The sequence below is a fragment of the Arthrobacter sp. genome (assembly GCF_031179385.1).
Taxonomy (GTDB): domain Bacteria; phylum Actinomycetota; class Actinomycetes; order Actinomycetales; family Micrococcaceae; genus Arthrobacter_D.
Genome location: NZ_JAPSHV010000047.1, coordinates 1 through 20,523 on the forward strand (window position 1 = coordinate 1; position 20,523 = coordinate 20,523).

General features: G+C 64.5%; 21 protein-coding genes. 9 read left to right on the forward strand and 12 right to left on the reverse strand.

Going from position 1 to position 20,523, the window contains the following annotated elements:
- Nucleotides 1-25 precede the first annotated feature (25 nt).
- The 3 genes from RIF85_RS08510 to RIF85_RS08520 form a co-directional block, all read right to left on the reverse strand.
- Nucleotides 26-1,144 carry an ATP-binding cassette domain-containing protein gene (locus RIF85_RS08510; protein ID WP_309071497.1) on the reverse strand — a complete coding sequence of 373 codons (1,119 nt, stop codon included), beginning with the start codon at nt 1,142-1,144 and terminating at the stop codon, nt 26-28.
- Between the two features lie 280 nt (nt 1,145-1,424).
- Nucleotides 1,425-2,498, reverse strand: a complete 1,074-nt coding sequence (rsgA, locus tag RIF85_RS08515; protein ID WP_309071477.1) for a ribosome small subunit-dependent GTPase A — start codon at nt 2,496-2,498, stop codon at nt 1,425-1,427.
- A 191-nt stretch (nt 2,499-2,689) separates the two neighbouring features.
- Nucleotides 2,690-3,139: an NUDIX hydrolase gene (locus tag RIF85_RS08520; protein WP_309071478.1), complete on the reverse strand. Its 450-nt coding sequence runs from the start codon at nt 3,137-3,139 to the stop codon at nt 2,690-2,692.
- Nucleotides 3,140-3,215: 76 nt separating this feature from the next.
- Here RIF85_RS08520 and RIF85_RS08525 point away from each other — a divergent pair, with 76 nt between their 5' ends.
- On the forward strand, nt 3,216-4,184 hold the full coding sequence (locus RIF85_RS08525; protein ID WP_309071479.1) for a pirin family protein: 969 nt from the start codon (nt 3,216-3,218) through the stop codon (nt 4,182-4,184).
- 15 nt (nt 4,185-4,199) lie between these two features.
- Here RIF85_RS08525 and RIF85_RS08530 read toward each other — a convergent pair whose 3' ends face one another.
- Entirely contained in the window at nt 4,200-5,156 is a 957-nt protein-coding gene (locus tag RIF85_RS08530) for a BadF/BadG/BcrA/BcrD ATPase family protein (protein ID WP_309071480.1), read from the reverse strand.
- A gap of 78 nt (nt 5,157-5,234) precedes the next feature.
- On the opposite strand from RIF85_RS08530, the gene RIF85_RS08535 reads away from it, so the two are divergent.
- Nucleotides 5,235-5,723, forward strand: coding sequence for an Lrp/AsnC family transcriptional regulator (locus tag RIF85_RS08535; protein WP_309071481.1), 489 nt, complete (start codon nt 5,235-5,237; stop codon nt 5,721-5,723).
- Here the strand turns inward: RIF85_RS08535 and RIF85_RS08540 are convergent.
- The 3 genes from RIF85_RS08540 to RIF85_RS08550 form a co-directional block, all read right to left on the reverse strand.
- Nucleotides 5,720-5,914, reverse strand: coding sequence for a hypothetical protein (locus RIF85_RS08540; RefSeq protein ID WP_309071482.1), 195 nt, complete (start codon nt 5,912-5,914; stop codon nt 5,720-5,722). The genes RIF85_RS08535 and RIF85_RS08540 overlap by 4 nt on opposite strands.
- A complete protein-coding gene (locus tag RIF85_RS08545; protein ID WP_309071483.1) occupies nt 5,911-6,537 on the reverse strand; it encodes a helix-turn-helix domain-containing protein in 627 nt (208 codons plus the stop codon). Before RIF85_RS08545 ends, RIF85_RS08540 begins: the two co-directional genes overlap by 4 nt.
- Before the next feature lie 63 nt (nt 6,538-6,600).
- Nucleotides 6,601-7,851 carry an MFS transporter gene (locus RIF85_RS08550; RefSeq protein ID WP_309071484.1) on the reverse strand — a complete coding sequence of 417 codons (1,251 nt, stop codon included), beginning with the start codon at nt 7,849-7,851 and terminating at the stop codon, nt 6,601-6,603.
- Nucleotides 7,852-7,999: 148 nt separating this feature from the next.
- Between RIF85_RS08550 and RIF85_RS08555 the strand changes: the two genes are divergently transcribed.
- The 4 genes from RIF85_RS08555 to RIF85_RS08570 all read left to right on the forward strand — a co-directional run bounded on the left by RIF85_RS08555 (nt 8,000) and on the right by RIF85_RS08570 (nt 11,372).
- Entirely contained in the window at nt 8,000-8,482 is a 483-nt protein-coding gene (locus RIF85_RS08555) for an Lrp/AsnC family transcriptional regulator (RefSeq protein WP_309071485.1), read from the forward strand.
- 79 nt (nt 8,483-8,561) lie between these two features.
- Nucleotides 8,562-9,011 carry a hypothetical protein gene (locus RIF85_RS08560; RefSeq protein ID WP_309071486.1) on the forward strand — a complete coding sequence of 150 codons (450 nt, stop codon included), beginning with the start codon at nt 8,562-8,564 and terminating at the stop codon, nt 9,009-9,011.
- Nucleotides 9,004-10,704: an ATP-binding protein gene (locus tag RIF85_RS08565; RefSeq protein ID WP_309071487.1), complete on the forward strand. Its 1,701-nt coding sequence runs from the start codon at nt 9,004-9,006 to the stop codon at nt 10,702-10,704. The genes RIF85_RS08560 and RIF85_RS08565 overlap by 8 nt, the downstream gene beginning before the upstream one ends.
- Nucleotides 10,701-11,372, forward strand: a complete 672-nt coding sequence (locus tag RIF85_RS08570) for a response regulator transcription factor (protein WP_309071488.1) — start codon at nt 10,701-10,703, stop codon at nt 11,370-11,372. Before RIF85_RS08565 ends, RIF85_RS08570 begins: the two co-directional genes overlap by 4 nt.
- Nucleotides 11,373-11,574: 202 nt before the next feature.
- Here RIF85_RS08570 and RIF85_RS08575 read toward each other — a convergent pair whose 3' ends face one another.
- The 4 genes from RIF85_RS08575 to galU form a co-directional block, all read right to left on the reverse strand.
- On the reverse strand, nt 11,575-12,783 hold the full coding sequence (locus RIF85_RS08575; protein ID WP_309071489.1) for a phosphotransferase: 1,209 nt from the start codon (nt 12,781-12,783) through the stop codon (nt 11,575-11,577).
- A 19-nt stretch (nt 12,784-12,802) separates the two neighbouring features.
- Entirely contained in the window at nt 12,803-13,540 is a 738-nt protein-coding gene (locus RIF85_RS08580) for a hypothetical protein (RefSeq protein WP_309071490.1), read from the reverse strand.
- Nucleotides 13,541-13,789: 249 nt separating this feature from the next.
- A complete protein-coding gene (locus RIF85_RS08585; protein ID WP_309071491.1) occupies nt 13,790-14,413 on the reverse strand; it encodes a GNAT family protein in 624 nt (207 codons plus the stop codon).
- Nucleotides 14,414-14,421: 8 nt separating this feature from the next.
- On the reverse strand, nt 14,422-15,324 hold the full coding sequence (gene galU, locus RIF85_RS08590) for a UTP--glucose-1-phosphate uridylyltransferase GalU (protein WP_309071492.1): 903 nt from the start codon (nt 15,322-15,324) through the stop codon (nt 14,422-14,424).
- Between the two features lie 132 nt (nt 15,325-15,456).
- Between galU and RIF85_RS08595 the strand changes: the two genes are divergently transcribed.
- The 3 genes from RIF85_RS08595 to cpaB all read left to right on the forward strand — a co-directional run bounded on the left by RIF85_RS08595 (nt 15,457) and on the right by cpaB (nt 17,303).
- Nucleotides 15,457-16,065: a 5-formyltetrahydrofolate cyclo-ligase gene (locus RIF85_RS08595; RefSeq protein WP_309071493.1), complete on the forward strand. Its 609-nt coding sequence runs from the start codon at nt 15,457-15,459 to the stop codon at nt 16,063-16,065.
- 117 nt (nt 16,066-16,182) lie between these two features.
- Nucleotides 16,183-16,488, forward strand: coding sequence for an FmdB family zinc ribbon protein (locus RIF85_RS08600; RefSeq protein ID WP_309071494.1), 306 nt, complete (start codon nt 16,183-16,185; stop codon nt 16,486-16,488).
- A 134-nt stretch (nt 16,489-16,622) separates the two neighbouring features.
- Complete coding sequence (gene cpaB / locus RIF85_RS08605) at nt 16,623-17,303, forward strand: Flp pilus assembly protein CpaB (protein ID WP_309071495.1); 681 nt, start codon at nt 16,623-16,625, stop codon at nt 17,301-17,303.
- On the opposite strand, the gene RIF85_RS08610 is transcribed toward cpaB, so the two are convergent.
- Nucleotides 17,300-20,523: AAA family ATPase (locus RIF85_RS08610; protein ID WP_309071496.1), on the reverse strand; the 3,224-nt coding region annotated here is incomplete at its 5' end. The genes cpaB and RIF85_RS08610 overlap by 4 nt on opposite strands.

The window sequence follows — 20,523 nt, forward strand, 5'->3', positions numbered from 1 at the left end:
GAAATTGTCAATGAACCACTCCACGTCAGACCGCCGTGTTGTGGTCAGCCCGGCCGCGGTCGAGGCGTGCTTCCTCGATGAGCTCAAGCACTTCGGCAGCCTCGACCACGCCGATCACGCGACCGTCGTCATCGACGGCCACGCCGAGCCCGGACGGCGCGGACAGCGACGCGTCCAGCGCGCGGCGAAGGGAATCGCCGCGTCGGTACAGTGAGCCGCCGGGAACGAGGTCGGAGAGTGAGGTTATCTGGTGCCGCTTGGCCCGCGGCACCCACCCCTGAGGGCGTCCGTCGTCGTCAACAGCCAGGGTCCAGGAGGAATCCACGGCGACAGCCGGATCGGCGAGCCGACTCACTCTCACGGTCTCAACGGGGTGGACCTGCACGCCCTCGCCGCCTTGAAAGGACAGCCGGCGGAACCCGCGGTCCCTGCCGACGAAACCCGCCACGAACTCATCCACCGGAGCCCGCAGGATCTCCTCGGGCGCGGCGTACTGGGCTAGGCGCCCGCCTGTGGCGAATACCGCCACTTTGTCCCCGAGGACGGTGGCTTCATCGATGTCGTGCGTGACGAACACGATGGTCTTGGCAAGATCACGCTGGAGCCGAAGCAACTCCTCCTGAAGCTCGTGGCGCACCACCGGGTCGACGGCGCTGAACGGTTCGTCCATCAGCAGGATCGGCGGGTCCGCCGCCAGTGCACGCGCAACCCCCACCCGCTGCTGTTGGCCTCCGGACAGCTGACCCGGGTACCGCTTCCCCAGCACCGATGCCAGCCCGACGACGTCCAGCAGTTCAGCCGCCCGCTTGCTGGCTGTCGATTTGGGGACACCGTTCAGCCGCGGCACAGTCATGATGTTGTCCAGCACGGTGCGGTGCGGAAGCAAACCCGAGGACTGCATGACGTAGCCCATGGATCGTCGGAGTTCGGCTGCCCGCTGTCGGCTGACGTCTTTGCCGTCAACCAGGATGGAACCGGAGCTGGGCTCCACCATCCGGTTGATCATGCGCAAGGACGTCGTCTTGCCGCATCCGGACGGCCCGACGAAGACAGTGATGGCGCCCCGGTCGATGTCCATGGTGAGGTTTTCGACGGCGGCTGTCCCGCCCCCGTAATTCTTGGATACGCTCCGGAACTCGATCATCGCCGGAGAGCTTGAGCTACCCGCACCGGGCCCGGAAGTCACGCCAGTCATGAAGCCACACCTTTCATCGACGTCAGGCCCGGCCGTGGCCGCTCCCTGGCGATTGTGTGTACCCGCGGCTTGCGAAATCGCACAGCGGACACCGTCTTGTTGAGTCTAGCTAGGCGTTCGTCGCACACAAGCAGTTGTATGGGCCGGTGAAGAACTTTGTCTCGAATCGTTAAGACGGAACCGGTTCCCTGCCGACCGAAGCTGCCGCACGGGCCCCCGACGTCGGAGCTCACCCCTCGATGAAACGGTTGCGATAGTCCTTCGCCAGGGCTGCCTCCTTCGCAATCCTGTGGAAGGACCGGCCATGCCGTCGCTGCTCCGCGACACTCTGCCGGCGGTGCAGACTGGCCAGTTCGCGCTGCATCTTGCGGTAGCTGAGCCAGCGGCGCTCCTCCACCACCCCGGATTCGATCGCCGCCCGTACTGCACAGCCGGGCTCAGCATCATGGGCGCAGTCCCTGAACCGGCAGCTCCTGAAGAGCTCCTCGATATCCCCGAAGACCGCCTCCAGCCCGTCCTCGGCATCCCACAGCGCAAACCCTCGAACGCCCGGGGTATCCATCAGGACGGAACCCGCACCCAACGGGATGAGCTCACGGGCCGTCGTCGTATGCCTGCCCTTGCCGTCGCCGGCCCGCACGTCACCGGTGTGCTGTGCCTCAAATCCGACGAGCGCGTTGATCAGCGTCGATTTGCCGGCACCCGAGGGACCGATCAGCGCCAGGGTGCAGCCGCTGCCGATCCTCGCGTGCAACGCATCAAGGCCGTCACCCGCCTCGGCTGACGTGGTGAAGACCTCCACGCCGCGGGCACGCTCCATAGTCTGTGCGACTACCTCATCGAAGCGGCCGGTCAGGTCGGCCTTGGTGAGAATGACGAGAGGAACCGCTCCCGAGTCCCAGGCTGCAACGAGGGTGCGCTCCAGCCGGTTGGCGGACAGCGGACGGTCGATCGGCACCACCACGCCGACGAGGTCGATATTGGCTCCCAACACCTGCGCCTCGGACAGCGGATCATGGGCCCTCTTGCGCTGCAGGGTCGAGTAGCGCGGCAGCGTGCCGACGATGGCGGGCGGTAAGGCGCCGTCGTCGTCGTTGCGAGCGAGCGCCACCCAGTCCCCCGTCACGATCGAGGCACCGGTTTCGACCTGCAACGGACCGCTGCCGGTCATCAGCAGCACCCGTCCGCGGTCCGCGCGGATGACGCGCGCCGGCTCAGGGCTAGAGGTATCGGGTGATGGAAAGGAATAAGAAAAGAGACCACGGATGCGGTCCGTGAAGCCGTAATCAAGAAGGGTATTCAAGGGAAAGTCCTCTGGAAGGGCCTTCCACGCAGCGCACTGTGCGGTCAGAGCAGATGCAGGCGGGAGGCGTGAGTCATGACGGGGGTTTCGGAAACCGGGTTCATCACGTCACCTCCTTCAGCGCCGAGGGCACTCACTTTCGCCTGGCAGAGTGGAAAGTCACCCACCGGTCAGGTCTTAAACAGAGGGTCTCATCGTAGCGCCCGGGCAGGACTTTGGTAAGAGAGTTCCAGAGCTTTGTCAATCAAGTCGACACGGGTCAGGTTGGGCACGTCAGCGAGCGGAACCCAGGCGGCCTCGTCCGTGGAACCTCCGAGTTCATGGACAAGCTCGCCTGACACTGGGTGGGCGCGGTAGATGATCCGCAACGCGTGCAGGGGACGGCCGGATCCGTTCAGGCGGTCTTCGGGCCGGACCTGCAGGCTGTCCACTCCGAGGAGCTCATCCAGTTCGACGACGTAACCCGTCTCCTCGAGCACCTCGCGGACCGCTGCGGTGGGAGCGTCCTCCCCCAACTCCAGGCCACCGCCGGGCAGTGTCCACGCCTCTCTGCCGCGCTCGTTCCAGTGCGCAAGCAGGATGTGGTCACCGCGCACGACGACGGCATACGCACCTACCCGGGTATCCCACTCCTGAGTCATGAGACCCAGTCTAAACGGGGCGGCCGGTCACGGAACGAGCGTATTCTGATGCCATCGACAGATGGACAGGAGCGCCATGAGTAACCTGGATGTTCATCCAGCACCCAGCGTCTGCGAAACCGCCGCCAGGGAAAATTTCACCGTCGAACTGCTACCGGACCGCGAGGTTCCGCTCGGCGGTGTGCGGGCCATGAGTGTGCGCCGCACGCTCCCCCAACGCTCGCTGCCCACTGTGGGTGCCTGGTGCTTCCTGGACTCCTTCGGCCCCGATCGGATAGCCATGCGGGTGTTGCCGCATCCGCATATCGGCCTGCAGACGGTGACCTGGCCGCTGGTCGGCGAAGTGCATCACCGGGACAGCGTCGGGTCAGACGTCGTGGTGCGGCCGGGCGAGCTCAACATCATGACGGCAGGTGCGGGAATCTCACATTCCGAGTTCAGCCCGGAGGGCGGAACCCTGTCCGGACTCCAGCTCTGGGTAGCGCTGCCGGCGTCTGCGGCCTCCGCTCCGCCGTCGTTCGAGCGGCACACCGACCTGCCGGTCATCTCAGGCCCGGGCTTCCGCGGCGTTGTCCTCGTGGGTTCCCTTGCCGGGGTCTCGAGCCCGGCTACGGTTTACTCGCCCCTCGTGGGGGCGGAGCTGACGTCACACGACGGCGGCGGGATTGAACTGCCGCTCCAGGAGACCTTCGAGCACGCCATCCTTGTCCTGGAAGGCACCCTCACCGTTGACGGGGAGTCTGTGGGTCCCGGACCGCTGGCGTACCTGGGAACCGGCCGGTCGGTCCTGCGTGCGGACGCCTCGAGCGGTGCGCGGTGGGTGCTGCTTGGAGGCGAGCCCTTCACGGAGGAGCTGCTGATGTGGTGGAACTTCGTGGGCCGGAGCCACGAGGAGATCGCCCAGGCACGCGAGGACTGGGAGAACGGGCACCCGCGCTTCGGCACCGTACACGGGCACGGCCGGGAGCGCATACCCGCCCCCGCCCTTCCCGGCGTCAGACTGACACCACGACGACGGCGCCCGCCGGCTCCAGGTCACACCTGAGCGGGTGCCGAGCAGCTAGACAGCACCGCTGCGCAACAGGAAGTCAACGCCGTACACCGGATCCCTGTCGAGGAAGCGCACCTCGTCAAAACCCTCCGCTGCGAGCGCTGCTGTGAGGAGATTCTGCAGCGCCGGCTGGTGCACGGCGAGGCCGCCCCCGATGACAACCGGACCACGGATCGCAAGCACGGAGCCGACGTCGGTGATGAGACCGCAGAGGTGGCGTACGCCGTCGTCGACAATGCCCTGGGCGACGCGGTCTCCTGCCCTGGCAGCGTCAAACACGAGATGCGCCTGCCCTGCCCAATGCCGCCGGCCGGATTCCCTGTGGAACAGGGCGATGAGCTCCTCGGGACTCTGGACCCCATTGGCTTGAAGGACGGCCTCGCCCAGGACGCCGAGCGGTTCGGCCCTGTTGTAGCGCCGGAGGGTGGCGCGCACCGCTTCCCTGCCGACCCAGTAACCGCTTCCCTCGTCGCCGAGCAAGTAGCCCCAGCCACCGGATCGTGCCTGCCTTCCCTCAGCATCCAGACCCCACGCTACGGATCCCGTGCCTGCGATCACCGCAATGCCGGTGGCGGCGTTGCCGGCGGCGAGGATCAGGCGGGTGTCGTGAACCACGTCAATGTGTGCGTCCGGCACCTGCTCGGCGATCAGTGCCCGCAGTGCAGCGGCGTCTGACTCGGTGTCCACACCTCCGGACCCTGCAACCACACGCCGGACGTTACCGCCGAGCGCTGCGAAGATCTCAGCGAGGCTGCCGGCTGCTTCCGCCTGGGTGACGTTCTGGACATTGGCGCTGCCGCTCTTCGCCTCAGCGGAAACCTTCCCTCCGCTCCATCGGACCCCGTGAGTCTTCGTGCCTCCGATGTCCAAACCAACGACGTCGTTCACGCCGATTCCAACGGCACCGCCGCCCTTTCCGGCGGCGGGGCCAGTGAACAATGTTTCTGGGAACGGTTTGTCCGGCATGGGCACAAGGTTACGCACCCGCCGGTAGGCTGGAGGAATTCCCGCAGGTACCACCACAGGCGAGTCAGGAGCACCCGCATGGCGAAGAGTGGCAGACCGGACGGCTTGGATCCGGTGGACCGTCGCATCGTTCAGGAACTGCTGGCGGACGCTCGGATCACCAACGCCCAGCTCGCCGAGAAGGTGGGAGTTGCACCCTCCACTGCGTTGCTGAGGACCCGCCAGCTCACCGAACGCGGTGTCATCTCCGGATACCACGCCGAGCTGAATCTGGCGGCGATCGGACGTTCAGTGCAGGCCCTGATCTCCGTGCAGCTGAAGGGGCACAACCGCGAGGAAATCGACAGGTTCACGTCCCGTGTGCCGGCCTTGCCGGAAGTGGTTGCAACCTTCCACGTGTCCGGTTCGGTTGACTACCTGATCCATCTCGCTGTTCCCGATACGGAGTCGCTCCGGGACTGGGTGCTGGACTACCTCACCACTGACCCGGTGGTAGGGCACACCGAAACCACTCTGGTTTTCAATCGTATGGACGGCAACGCGGGCCTGCTTCCGGTTCCGGACTAGATCCACAGCCCAGAGTGACGGATGGCCATTCCATCCCGAACCCGATCCTCATATTCGGAGTGGTCCGCGACTGTGTTTTCCCGGGAGGCGAGATGCTCACCCGTGCTGACCAGCCAGCGGCCGACACGTATGAGCATGGCATCAAAGCCGGAGGGTTGAACGGTTGGGCAGAGTCCGGTGAGCGTAGTCATGGCGTGTGCTCTTTTCGCGAGGATGCTTCAGGGAACTGGCCCTGGATAATCGGAAAGGTGTTGAGGTGAATTTGTACCGCTTTGGCATCCGGCGAAGGATTGCTGTCCGGGCGGTATTTCTCGAAGAGGTTGCGAGCAAGGCTCATCAGCTCTTCGGACAACTCGGCGAGCTGCGCCGCAGTGAGGCGTGCGTTCATCGTTGAGATGACTGAAGCGTCCAGCCACTCCTCGGGCAGCACCATCGGCCCGCGTTCCATATAGTCCTCGAGGAGAGCAGCCCGGTTGTGGCTGAACTCGCGATTGACGATGGCTGCGATGTCCCGGGCGCCGGGATCCTTTGCCAGCTCACTCGAGAAAAGGTTGAGAGCGCCAGGGGGCCGCTCCCACCAGCGTTCACGCGCTGATCCCCGGCCCTCCAGTTCACGGACGAGCTCATGTTTGGCCAACTGCCGCAGGTGGTAGCTGGTCGAACCGCTCGACTCCCCAAGGCGGGAGGCGAGTGCACTGGCCGTCTGCGGACCGAACTGGGACAACGCCTCGAGGAGCTGCATCCTGAGCGGGTGCGAGAGAGCTTTGAGGGCGTTGACGTCGACCGTGCGGTCGTTCGGCTTTGCTGACTCCATAGAAGGAGCGTACTCGTGCAAAGATTTATTTGCAACACTTTGTTTGCAAAGGAATATTGGCGGTTACGGGCGGCTCCGGCGGGCGCTGCTCCAGAGGAAGACGGCGACACAAAGACAGGCTGCAGCAACGCCCGCTGCAAAGAACGCAACCGCGCCGGATAAGCCCATGGCGTCTGCTGCCAGGCCAAGGCCCAACACCGGCACAGCGCTCCCCAGGTAGGTGATGACGTAGACGGTGCTGATGATCTGCGCGTGCTGGGAACCTTCGACCTGCTGTGCCACCGCATTGAAGACGGTCCGGAAGGCCACTCCTTGCCCCACACCGGCGAGGACCATCGCGGAGATCAGGAGCGGGACGCTGGCCAGACTGCCGGCGATGGGAATGAGCGCAACTCCTGCGGCCATCACCAACAACCCCAGCACGCCCGCCTTCGCCGCGTCTGACGTGCCCTGCCGGAACAACTGGCTGGCTGCTGATGCCGCCAATACCAGGCCGGCGACCACGCCCAGCGAAGGCCTGCCAAGGTCTCCAGCGATACCGGCGAGGTAGGTGGGCATCAGGCTCAGCGAGAAGCCGAAAACGGCGAAACTGAGGAACCCGACGCATGCGGCCGACCAGAACGCGCTGCGTGCGGTCCGGGAAACCACTGGAAGACGTGGCTTCAGGGCGGACAGAGGCCTTTCCGGCAGTGCCGCCTTGATGGGCGGCCGGGCTTCGAGGAGTACGAGGGGAATCAGGAGCGACCCAAGGAAGAGCGCATAGATGCCGAACGGCAGGCGCGTGGGTTCAGGCAGCAGAGACAGTAATCCGCCGATCATCGGTCCAGCTGCCACTCCCCCTGCCGACGCGACTAGCGTGAACCGCGACGCCCATTCAGGGCGATGCGGCAACAGGTCGCGCAGCGCGGCTGAACTTGCTCCGGTAGCGCACGCCACCGCTGCTCCCTGAAGGCAACGGCCGAGGACAAGCATCGGAAGAGTGGTCGCACTGCCGAAGACGGCGGCTCCGAGTACTCCGGTGAGTACGGCGAGGACCAACGCCGCGCGCCGTCCGATGTGATCTGACCAGTGGCCGACCAACAATAGGCCCGCGACCAGGACAAGCACATACGCAGTGAATGCCGCCGTCGTGTCGAAGGCACTGAGGCCAAGGTTGGCCCGAATGAGCGGATAGAGCGGCGTCGCGAGGTTTGCACCTACCAGCAGGGTGGCCATCACGACGACGGCGAGCGCCAGCCGCGTGCGGGTGGAGGCATTCCAGCGCTGGGACTGGACCGGCGCAGGGCGCATCCGCAATTCACTGATGACGCTCATGCTCACCTTCTGTCTTTCCTACCATTACTACTCTTGATAGTGACCGTTGGAGGTTGGGCTGGAAGCTCGATCGGGCATACTCTGATCATCGTGCTCAAAAGTTGCGGGAGAACCGACTCCCTGATGGGCTGAACGAGGAGTTGGCCGCATGTTGGACAAGACAGACATCCGGCTCCTGCGTGAATTGGTTCGCGACCCGCGCTCGCAGGTCAGCCAGCTCAGCGAGACGCTCGGTATGGCACGCAACACGGCGCAGGCACGCATGCAGAGGCTCTTCAGGTCCGGCATCCTGCGGCGGAGCGGGCGGGAACTGGACCTGGCGCGCCTGGAATACGACGTCGTCGCCTTCGTGACGATTGAGGTTAACCACCGGGAACTGGACGGTGTCATCTCAGCGTTGCGAACCTTGGAACAAGTGCTGGAAGTCCACGAGATTTCCGGCCGCGGTGATGTATGGTGCAGGGTTGCTGCCCGGGATACGCATCAATTGCAGTCCGCCCTCCGGTCGATACTGCGCATCAAGGGCGTGATCCGCACAGAAACCGTACTGGCGCTGCACGAACACATCCCGTATCGCGTCGAACCGTTGCTGGATCGCTTGTTGGCGGAGAAATCGCAGGAGAAGCAGTAGTCGGGGCGCATGGGCGGCCTCATAAGAAGTGTCAACCGGTTCTCATCCGCATCTCATGATGTGTGGGGATACTTGTTGCATGAAACGGTCGCAACTGCACACCTGGCTCATCACGGCGGCCAGTGCGGGCGCCGTCGTTGCGGTGGGTGTGGCGATGGTGGGCGCGCTTCGCAGTCCCGCGCCGCAAATTCTCGGCCCGGTCGTGGGGGTAAGCGTCACCCAGTCTCCGGCGCCGCCCGGCACCCTCTCTCCCACCCCCTCACCGACCGCGTCCAGCTCGCCGACCCCTTCCCCTTCGCCGTCCCGCGTGCCTTCATCGCCGGCACCTGAGCCCACTCCTGAGCCCACTCCTGATGCCACGATCAGTGCGACCGCGCCGCCGGCAGCTGAACCGCCCCCCGCCGTTGTTCCGGCGCCGCCGCCCGTGATTTTGGAGGACGACCGCGGCCGCGGCCGCGGGGGCGTTGACGAGGCAGGCGACGACGTTGAATTCGAGGACGAAGACGAAGGGGACTTCGACGATGACTAAGCCCGATGCCCCTGCGACTCGGGCCGAACCAACGCCGACGGACGGCCCGCAGGCCTCGCCCTCGCGCGAAGGCACGCCGCCTACCCAGCCCATCCGGAGGGACCGCTTGATGTCCGCGGAGCCGACCATCCTGGTCAAGGTCCCGCAGGATGCGAAAGAGTCATCCGAGGTTGACACGGAAGCCGGCGGGCGGCCGAGCGTGTGGGCGCAACTTCGAAAGTCGGTTCGCGGGTACTCGTCGGTGCGAGCCCGCGTTCTCATGGCCATGCTGGTGCTGAGCGCCCTTGGTCTTCTGCTCGCGGGAGCAACGGCCTTCGCCCTTCAGCGGAACGATCTTAACCGGGATATGGATGATTCGCTGGAGCGCAGTTTCCAGGAGTTCCAGACCCTGCTCGCTACCGGCATCGACCCGGACACACTGCAGCCGTTCGTGGAGGCGAACCAGTTGGTCTACCTCGTCATGGAGCGGACCCTCACCCAACCGAACGAGGGAATGATGGCAGTCCGGAACGGGCAGGTGATCTTCTACGCGAACGCGGAAGTTGAAGTCCGGCTCGAAGATGACCCTGAGCTGGTCGACTACGTCACCAATGAGGCGCCTCAGGATTCCGTGACCATACAGTCCAAGCGCACCGCCTTCACAAACTATCGGGTCTTGGTGGCACCGGTGATGCTCGCCAATGACACCGATCCCACCTTCTTCGTCCTGGGGTTCGATGCCGAGGCGGAGCACCAGCAACTGAATGGAACATTCGGCACCTACGCGTTGATCAGCTTCGCCACGCTGGTGCTGATTGGAGTGGTCGGCTTCCTCCTGGTGGGGAAGCTGCTCGATCCGATCAGAAGAGTCAGGACGACGGCGAAACGCATCACGGAAACGGACCTCTCCCAGCGGATCGAGGTGACAGGCAACGACGACCTCTCCGACCTCACCCGCACCGTGAATGCAATGCTCGACCGTTTGGAGGGGTCCTTCACATCCCAGCGCCGGCTGCTCGACGACGTCGGGCACGAGCTGCGTACACCGATCACCATTGTGCAGGGGCACCTGGAGTTGCAGGATTCGCAGGATCCACGCGACGTCGAGGCTGCTCGCGACATTGCCCTGGATGAGCTCGACAGGATGCGCCTACTGGTGGATGACCTGGTGACCCTGGCAGGAATTGCGGGCCCCGATTTCGTGCGTCCGGAACCGGTGAATCTCGGCAGGCTGACCGACGACGTGATGGACAAGGCCCGCACCCTTGGGGCCCGACGATGGATCATCGATGCACGTGCGGAAGCTATTGCCGTGCTGGACGCCCGCCGCATCACGCAGGCCTGGCTGCAGTTGGCCGCCAATTCAGTAAAGTTCACCGATGCGGGAACAACCATTGCGCTCGGCTCCCGGAAGGACCACGACTGTATCCGCCTCTGGGTACGTGACGAAGGCTCAGGAATCGCCAGGGAGGACCAGAAGCGGATTTTTGAACGCTTCGAGCGCGGACGCAGCGGTAAACGCACCGAAGGAGCAGGACTCGGCCTGACGATAGTCAGCGCGATCACCGAGGCTCACAGCGGCGAGGTGGAGCTCAGATCAGCCCCTGGGAAGGGCGCCACGTTCACCATGGTTATCCCTCTCCTGCCCGTACCCTCCCCCACCACACCTTCCGCTGTGCCTGCCCTTCCGACCGAAAGGGGAGAACGGCCATGAGCCAGATCCTGATTGTCGAAGACGAAGACCGCATCAGCTCCTTCATTGCGAAAGGGCTGCGCTCCGCCGGGTATGTTCCGACAGTCGCGGACAACGGACGGGACGGGTATCAGCTCGCCCAAACCGGAGACTTCGAGCTGATTGTGCTGGATCTCGGGCTGCCCGACCAGGACGGCTTCACCGTCCTTCGGCGGTTACGGGAGTCAAAAAATACGACACCGGTCATCATCCTGTCTGCACGCAGCTCGGTGGACGACACAGTAGCGGGCCTGGAGGGCGGTGCGGACGACTACATGTCCAAGCCCTTCAGATTCGAGGAGCTGCTCGCGAGGGTAAGGCTGCGGCTCCGCCAGGAAGCTCCATCCGCTGACACCTCCGTGCTCTCCTACAAGGACCTCCAACTGGATCTCCGGTCCCGCAGGGCTCTTGTCAACGGGAAAGAAGTGGATCTCTCCGCGCGGGAATTCGCGCTCGCCGAGGCCTTCCTGCGTAATCCCGGCCAGGTCCTCAGCAGGGAACAACTGCTCTCACGCGTATGGGGCTACGACTTCGACCCGGGCTCCAACGTGGTCGACGTTTATGTGCGCTACCTGCGGAACAAGCTGGGTGCCGAGCGATTCGCCACGGTGAGGGGTATGGGGTACCGCCTGGTTGCGGACGATTCCTGATACCGCCACCCCATAGGTTCGTCGGGTTCGTCCGGTTCGTTGGGTTTGGACGTGGTCGGACCCGGGTGCGGTTGGGGGAACGCACCCGGGTCCTTGGGAGGTGGCCTGCAGAACAACCTGTTGTCTGCGAGGGCCACGGGTCTGGTACTCCAAGCATGGCGCCCCACTGTGAGAACTTGAGGAGAGCCCGATGAGAAAACTCTCACGAAGCCGGAGAAGTCCCATCCGGCTTCAGAAAGTCCTCGGCCACGCGCAGTCTGCCCAACGCGTCGGCCCTCCACGTGCCGCTGACGGCGTCCTGCCCTGGCCTTCGCGCACCAGCGATCAGGGTTAGTGCCACTCCTGCCGCCCGTGCCCGAAGCGCGAACGGGTTCGTTACCTCTTCAAAGGCCTGCTGGAACCGAACCAACGCCGCAGGCACTTCGGTGTAGCGCGCGTCCACGCACGGCAGAACGGCAAGATGCGCCAGGAAACACGCCAGATCGTCCACAAGGTGGCCAGGGCCTACGCTGTCGAGATCGAGTACGCCCGTGATAGAGCCGTCCCGCACCAGGAGGTTTCCCTCGTAGAAATCCCCGTGGGTGGGTACCACAGGACCTGATGGAGCGGCACGGATCATCTCCTCCACCCGGGAGGCAAGGACGAGGATCCGCTCGTTTTCTGCGGGAAGCACTACTGCTGCAGCGCGCGCGTAATCCTGGACGCGGGCAGACCAGGGCGGCCGCTCGGGAAGGTTTCTCGCCGTAGGCGGGAGCTGTGCGAGCAGGCCGACCAGCGCCCGGGGATCAAGCTCCGATGCGCCGTTCACCATGAGGCGTTGAGCCAGCGGAACACCCGGCACCGGCAGGGTCACGACAACATCGTGTGCAGGCGAGTCGACGGGCGGAGGAACAGGGATGCCCGCGTTGTGAAGCAGCTCGTGGCGGTGGCGAAGTAGGGCGGCACGGCCGTGTTGCACGACTTTGAGGAAACGGAGCTCCCCCGCAGCCTCGGCGCGCAGGACGGCCCGCCTCATGGGTCGGTACCCAAGAGTCGTGAGAGCGGCGGCGGGAACCCCGAAGAGATCACGGCCGACAGAAGGCGCATCACACGCCCACGGCAGATCCGGCAGAAGCGGATCATTGGGATGACTCCACACCAGGAGCGGGATGGAGCCTGGCCCCTCCAGCCGGACTGAACGACGGAAGTCACCCTCGATGTTCCGCGTGCTGACGCACAGAAACCCGTCGAAGGGCCCGTCCGCGCCCTCGCATCGGACAGCATAGATACCCGTAATACCCGCGGCCGGCCGGTGGTGCAGCCCCCTCAGCGACCACGCCTCCAAGGTACCCAGCAGGGCACCTGCCGCTGCAGAAAGGGCTGGCTCGATGGCCGGCCCTTCCAACAATTCACGTTCGTCGGTCTCGGACACTGAACGCCGAGTCCGGCAGTTACGCCCGACGACGCTGGAGGACTTCGTCCAGGTTCATCCGGGGAGCTGGGGACACAGAAGTTTCCACCTTCGGAGCCACGGCAGCGTTCTTGATCGGGGTCTTTGCCTGCGGCCTCGGTGCCTCCGGCAGATCCAGCGGTGCCGGATCCTCCCGATCGGCCTTGGGAGCCTCGACATAGGTGGGCTTCGGAACTTCGACCGGCTGCCAGGGCGTGCCCGTGCCGGCCGGCTTCTCGCCCGCTTCAGCTGCCACTGCCAGGGCCGCGGCCCGCAACTCGGCTGCCGTGAACTGAACGGGCGCAGGAGCCGACGCCTGAACGTCGTCGTTCTTGTCCTCAGCTTCCGCGGATTCCTCCGCATTGAACAGCGTGGTGGGCCGGTGAACTACCGGTGCATCGGATTCCTCCTGGCGCACGATGCGTTCCGGAGCGCCAGCGTCCGGCTGCGGCGTACGACGGCGGCCCCTCACCGCCAACGTGCGAAGCGTCACAACGCTCGCGATGGCGAGCACGAGAGCGAACACGGGAACCACCGAAGCGACCAGCCCCACAACGGCAAGCACAGAGGTGACCAAAGCAATTACCAGCGCCGTCGCTCCAACCAGTGCAATGGCGACTCGATCCCAGCGGATCCTGAAATTGGCGGCCGATCCTCCGACCCGGGATGACCCGCCTGCCTTCCCTGCGGTCGATGGCCCTGTCACGGACTCTGAATCGTCGGCGGCGGACCTGGTCATGACGCTCCTTTGCAACACGGCGTCCCCGGTTGTCGTGGCTGAGAATGCGGAATGTACGGGGCCGGCCACGGGGAAAGGCTGCCGGCTTCGCAGCAAATATGGAGCAACCCAGATGAGCCAGAGCCCGACGATCGCCGCCAGTACAACTGAGCTGTTCAGAGAGAAGTCCACCTACAAAACGTTAGGAGCAGATGTCTCGTGGGTCCCTCATTGACCGCGGTGTGTCCGAGGGTAAATCGAATAGTTTGGCTACAGCCGCGGCGCGGTTTCCTGCCACCGACGCAACAGGCCGCCGGGGGTCTCCTCCGCAGTCATCGCAAAAGAGCGATGGTCCGCCCACGAGCCGGCGATATGGAGGTACGACTTCCGAATTCCCTCGTCGCGGAAGCCGAGCTTTTGTACTACCCGCAGGCTCGCGGCATTCTCCGGCCGGATGTTGATTTCCATGCGGTGCAAGCCCAGTTGCCAGAAACAGTAGTCCGTCACCAGGGCGACCGCGGTGGGAGCAATTCCCCTGCCCGCCCGGTCCTTGTCCACCCAGTAGCCAAGAGTGGCGGTCAGCGCCGAACCCCATACCATTCCCGAAACGGTGAGCTGGCCGACCATCTCCGGCCGGCCGCCGCCCTCGGGCCTCTCCGCTATGACAAACGGCATGGCCGAGGCGGCCCGCACCTGGGCATTCAGTGCACGGACCATCTCATGGTACGTGGGCAGGTAACCGCCCGGAGCGGGGTTGGAGGCTTCCCACGGCGAAAGCCACTCGAGGTTACGCTGGCGAACCCTCGTCCACTCGCTCTTGTCGCGATGACGGAGCGGACGAAGAACAATGTTGCCGGCTTCCAGGGTGACCGGCCAGGCGAACCGACCCCACATTTCCGTGCTTAGCCGTCCATGGAGTCAGTGAACTCCTGCAGCCACTTCCTCAGGTCCGGGCCGAGGTCTTCGCGCTCGGAAGCGAGAGTTACTACTGCCTTGAGGTAGCTCAGCTTGTCTCCCGTGTCATACCGACGTCCGCGGAAGACGACGCCGAAGACGCCCGAGCCTTCCCCGTCGGCGGCCGCAAGGGTCTGCAGCGCGTCGGTCAGCTGGATTTCGCCGCCGCGGCCCGGCCCCGTCTCTTCGAGTACTTCGAAGACCCGGGGATGCAGGACGTAACGGCCAATGACTGCAAGGTTGGACGGCGCCTCAGCAACCGACGGCTTCTCGACGAGCTTGTTGACCCTGACGTAGCCCTCCCCTTCCAGTGAGGAGACGTCCGCGCAGCCGTAGGCGCTGATCTGATCCGGATCGACCTCGATAAGAGCGATGACAGAGCCGCCGGTTTTGGCCTGGACGTCGATCATCGTTTCGAGGAGTTCATCCCGTTCGTCGATGAGGTCATCACCAAGGAGAACCGCAAACGGTTCGGCTCCAACATGAAGCCTGGCGCGAAGGACCGCATGGCCGAGACCCTTGGGATCGCCCTGGCGAAGGTAATGGATATCGCCCAGTTCGGAAGCCCGGCGAACCGACGCAAGCTTCTCGAGATCGCCCTTGTCCTCGAGAGTCTGCTCAATGAAGGGCACGCGGTCGAAGTGGTCTTCAAGTGCCCTCTTGTTGCGTCCGGTGATCATCAGAATGTCATTGATGCCGGCGTCGACAGCTTCTTCTACTACGTATTGGATAGCCGGCCGGTCCACGACCGGAAGCATTTCTTTCGGCATGGCCTTGGTTGCAGGCAGGAATCTGGTCCCCAAGCCAGCAGCAGGAATGACGGCCTTGTTCACTCTTGGTCGCTCAGTCATGCAACAACACTACATAATCGACCGCTCAATGGATGCACGTGCGACGCAGCGGAGTCCCTGTACAGTGCCAGCATGGATCCGTCTGCGCCATCGTCAATACCTCAAGCGAGTTCTTCGGCCCTCAAGGAGGAATTGCGGCGCGCGCTGCGGGAGCGGCGTCGTCGTCTGCGGAGTGAGGAGCAGCAGGCCGCGGCTGCGGCGCTGGCTGGTCAGGTGCTCGACTGGCTGCGCAACGGACCGTCTGCGGTGAATTCCACAGAAAGTTCCGCAGAAAGCAGTGTCATTGCCGCCTACCTGTCAACACCGCCGGAACCCGGCACCGAGGTGCTGCTTCCTGCCCTGGTCGAGGCCGGTTACGACGTCGTGGTGCCCGTGTGCGAACCCCGGTACCAGTTGAGCTGGGTGCGGTGGAGGCCCGGAGTCCAGCTAGCCAAGAGCCCCCGGGCGCCGCTCTGGGAACCTGTCGGAGAACGCTCCCATTTCGAGGCCCTGTTGCCGTTCCGGCTGGTGCTTGTTCCTGGCCTTGCCATGGACGAAGGAGGAAACAGGATCGGTCAGGGGGGTGGGTATTACGACCGTTTCCTGGCGCAACTCATGCTTGAACAGCCTGAGGTGCAACAACTCGGGTACTTGTACGACGAGGAGATCCTGCCCGCCGGGAGCGTTGAAGCCACTCCGCTCGACATGCCGCTGCCGGGTGCCTTCACTCCCGCTCGCCTGTACCACTCTTCCCCGCGCTGATAGGCATCATGACACTGGGCAGTGTAGAATTGGCACTCGGACGGGTTGAGTGCCAAGTTCTGATCGGCTACGGCACCGGCACGGCCCACAAACAGCTTTCCCACAGGAGGATTGTCCATGCCTACATACGCTTACGCTTGCAGGGACTGCGGCCACGCCTTCGATGTCCAACAGTCATTCTCGGATGATTCGCTGACGGTCTGCCCCGAGTGCGAGGGCCGGTTGCGCAAGAAGTTCAACAGCGTCGGCGTCGTCTTCAAGGGCTCGGGTTTCTACCGCACCGACTCGCGATCGACCTCCTCGTCGGTTGAAACCGGAGCGTCACCGAAGCCGTCCTCGACGCAGTCCACTGCGGACAGCTCGTCTGCTTCCTCCGGGACCAAGACTGGAACGAGTACGCCCGCAGCAGCGGCTCCAGCCTAAGCCGCCCGGATCCGAAAAACTCCTCCGCCTCGGGAAGACCGGTTGTCCTGCACAGCCTGTTCTCCCGGGGCGGTTTTTCCACATGAGGCCGGTATGTGCGGCGCCGGATCCAGGGCATTCCTAGCGTTGGATTCATGAATAAGCCAGCTCCCGCCATCAAACCTCTGCAAAGCCGATTTCGCGCCTTCATCTTTCGGAAACGGCGTCTTCTTGCTGCCGCCGCACTGTGTGCGGCGGCAGGCGTGGCCGTGGAAGCGCTGCTGCCCCACGAACCGGCAACGATGGAGGTAGTCGCTGCGTCAACGGACCTGCCGGTGGGCACGGTGCTTACCGAGGACCAGCTCGCTCTTGTCAGGGTGCCCGAAGCGGCCGTCCCGGAGCACTCCTTCACAGCACGTGAGCTCGTTGCCGGCCAGCAACTGGCAACCCCGGTCTACGCCGGCGACGTGCTGGCCCAGAATTTCCTTGTGGGCGCAGGCCTCCTTGCCGGGAGCCCGAAAGGTACCGTTGCTGTCCCTCTCCGACCCGCTGATGCCTCCACGGTGCAGTTGCTCTCGCCGGGCCAGCGAGTGGATGTGGTCCTCAGTACCGGTAACGGGTTCGAGACATCCGCAAAGAACACTGTGCTGGCGCGCGGGCTTCCTGTGCTCTGGACATCGGATGAGCCCGGCGCCGGTCCGTTCGCACCGCCCTCGGGGTCTGAGGACGGCCTTGTGGTTGTCGCGGCGAATCCAGACGAGGCAGCAGCACTGGCCGGTGCATCAAGCACCGGCCAGGTTCACCTTGTTCTCACTGCGGAGGGCGACGCGAGCTAGCTCCAGTGCGGAGGCTTCTGCTCCTTCAACCACTCCTCGTGGTTGCCGTCATCGTCATTCCACGATCGGGGGTCATCCTCAGCCGCGCGCTGTGGCAGAACGTCACCGTGCGGGGCAGTGCTGGTGGTGGCTTCGGAACTCGGTTGCGCTACTGCGGCAGGAGCCTTCGCGGCGTCCGAAGCATCCTCCGACGTGTCGTTCGGTTCACGGTCGGCAGTTTTGTCTTCCCCGATGGCCTGATCAGCAGTCCGATCTTCCCCGGCGGCCTGCTCCTGCTCGGCTCCGTTGTCCATGGCGTCTCCGTTTCCTGCCGGCGTCTCCTGAACTGCCCGGAGTGGATTCTGACGGACAGGCTCTTCCAGACCAAGATATCCCGAGATTCGTTCAGCACACCCTTCCGGATCAGTGAAGACTTCAATGGTCCACAACGGCATGTAGCGCCAGCCCATCCGTTCCAGAAGCTGCGGACGGATCCGGCTTCGCTCCCGTACCGTCATGCCACGATAGCGGTCCGAGCCGTCCGACTCGATGGCGACGGGTTGAACGAACACGTCCTCGCCGTTGCCCGCGCCACCCGTTGATGCGGCAACGATGTCGAGCACGCCGTCGTAATTGCTGTGCACAGCTGCCCCACGGTGACGGAGTCGCTCCACGAGATCCGCCACCAACGGATCCTCGTTGGCCGATTCCTGCTGGCCGCTGCCGGCAGAAGGAGCATCCGTGGACAGTTCCCGGCGCAGGAGCTCGTAGAAGTCGAGGGCGCCATGGCCCAAGCGCTCAGGATCGAGGTCCTCGGGGCGGAAGCAGGTAAGCACGTGCAACCGGTGCCGGGCACGAGTCATCGCCGCCACGAACTTCCCCCGGCCATCCGGAGCAGAAAGCGGTCCGAAATTATGCAGCGCGCGCCCGTGCGGCGTCCGCCCAAACCCCAACGAGAAGATGACGGCGTCCCTGGTGAGGCCGGCGGCGCGGTCGATCGGGACGACCCGGAAGGACTCGTTGCCGGGTTTGAAGAAATCAGCAGCCCACGGCGCATCTGCCATCGACAGCCGCACAGCCTCACCGACGCGCTGCGCATGGCGTGCGCTGGCTGTGACCACTGCAAGCGAGAAGCTCGGCCGGCGGCGGATGTGTTCGAATACCAGGTCCACAACCCGGGTGACCTCGGCAGCGACGCTCTCAACGCCGTCCTGGTCCGAGCTTGGCATACCCGTTCCATCGGGCAGGTACTCGACCGTCAAAGCCCGCTCGACGCCCGTGATCTCCGACCCGGAGGGCAGGCGTGAGAGCTCGTTCCCGTAGAACCGCTCGCTGAGGAATCGGATAAGCTCCTTGTCGACCCCGCGATAGACGTCCCGAAGCGCGAGCGAGGGCAGCACCGCAGCAAGCGCCCGGTAGGCGCTCGGAAGGTGCTCCGGCGTGTTACGGCGCCCGTCTTCGACCGAGACGGTGAAGCTGCGGGGTCCGCCGAGGCGGTCGTCGCCGAAAGCGATGACCTGCCGCGACCTGGCCAGAGCGGGCACCACCGACTGCAGGGAGATCGATTCGGCATCGAGCACGATGACGGCGTCGAATGTCTTGTCCTGCGGAAGGACCAGGGGCAACACCAGCGGGCTGGCGGCCCAGACGGGCATCAGTGCAGTAACCAGCTCGTCTGCCTGCACACACAGCGCGTCCAACCCGGGCTCGCCTTCGCGCAGCAATTCACGCAACTGGTCAGCTTCCGCCGGCATGGTTTCCAGCGCTGCTCGCCAGCGTTCAGCCAGCGCCCAACGAATCCTGCCTGCGCCGGACGCGACATGGGCGTTATCAGCGAGCCGGTACTCAGCTTCGAGGGTGCGCAGGCTGGCGCCGTCGGACATGGCGAGGTAATCATCACCACTGATCATTGCCTCGAGTGCGGACTGCCACCATGCCAGCTCAAGTTCTCCCCCAACCTGGCGGGCACCCACTTCGCGGGCCGCGAGGTCGTCGAGGAGCTCCCCGAGGCCGCTTTCCCGCATCTCATCAAGGAGCAGCGTGCGCTCGGGCAGCGTTGCAAGGCTCTGCTTGTCCCGGGCGAGTTCAGCGAGGCGGGACTCCAGCTCATCGAGCGGCATGGCGGGAAGCTTCGGCTCCCCCGGGGTGTCCGCAACAACGGACGCGAGTTCGTTCAGCCGGGCGTCCACCGAGCGATAGAAGCTGTTGATCTCCGCCAACCCTGTGGGCACTGAAGGGTGGCGCTCGGTCGTCGCATACTTGGTCCACAGCGTGCGCTGCTCCTGCACCTGCACCAGGGACTGGTGCAGGTCAGAAATATGAACCCCGGGTCGGATGTACTCCTTCGCGACCCTGCGGAGACGCGATCGAGTCATCGAGCTCATCTCGATGGTGCGCTCCCGCCGCCAGGCTGAGGGCGCGGTCGCTGAGATGAGGTCTGTGACCGGCCGGTCGAAAATGTCCGGGGTGAACTTGTCGAGGCTGGCGCGCACCGCGACCAGCAAATCCAGCTGGCCGCCCCACTCCTCGAAAGTGGTCCCCAGCTCGATGTGCGAGTGTTCAGCTACTGCCCGGACTTTCTCCCGCAGCAGCGGTATGTCCCGGGCCAGGTCAACCGCCAGACTGTGTGCGTGCTCGGTTTCCTTGCGGTTGCGCAGCTTTGCCCCGTACCAGGGACTCTGCGTAGCTTCCCGGCTGAACCCGCCCAGTTCGGCCGCCCGGCGGAGCCGACCGGTGAGCTCCGCGCGATTGGGAATGCTGTCCATGACGCTGCGCTTGAGACGCACGGTGGTAGCCGGGGCAGGGTTCAGCGACGTGAGTTCAGCGAGGGACTGCATGGCCTGGTACGGCGAACACCCCCACCGTGAGCGCACGTTGTGCAGCGATCGGACGTGATCAAGGAGCTTGTGCCGATGCGATACGAGGGTCTCGTGCAGCGTCGCCAGTTTGGGCTGTACGGCTTTCTCATTGCGCACAATTGCCCGGAGGAGCTGATCCTTCAACTGGGCGGGATTGCTGTTCGCATTGAGCTGGAGCACCAGCGACCCCAGATTCAACGCATCGAGTTCCTGAACGAACTGGTTCAGGGTTCCCCGCCGCTCTGCGACGACGAGCACGCTCTTGCCCTGCTCCGCCAATGCCGCAGCTGTGTTCAGGGCTGTCTGGGTCTGCCCCGTCCCGGGAGGAGCGGAGACGACCACGGAACCCCCTGCGGCGACAGCGTCGAGGACGCGCTGCTGTC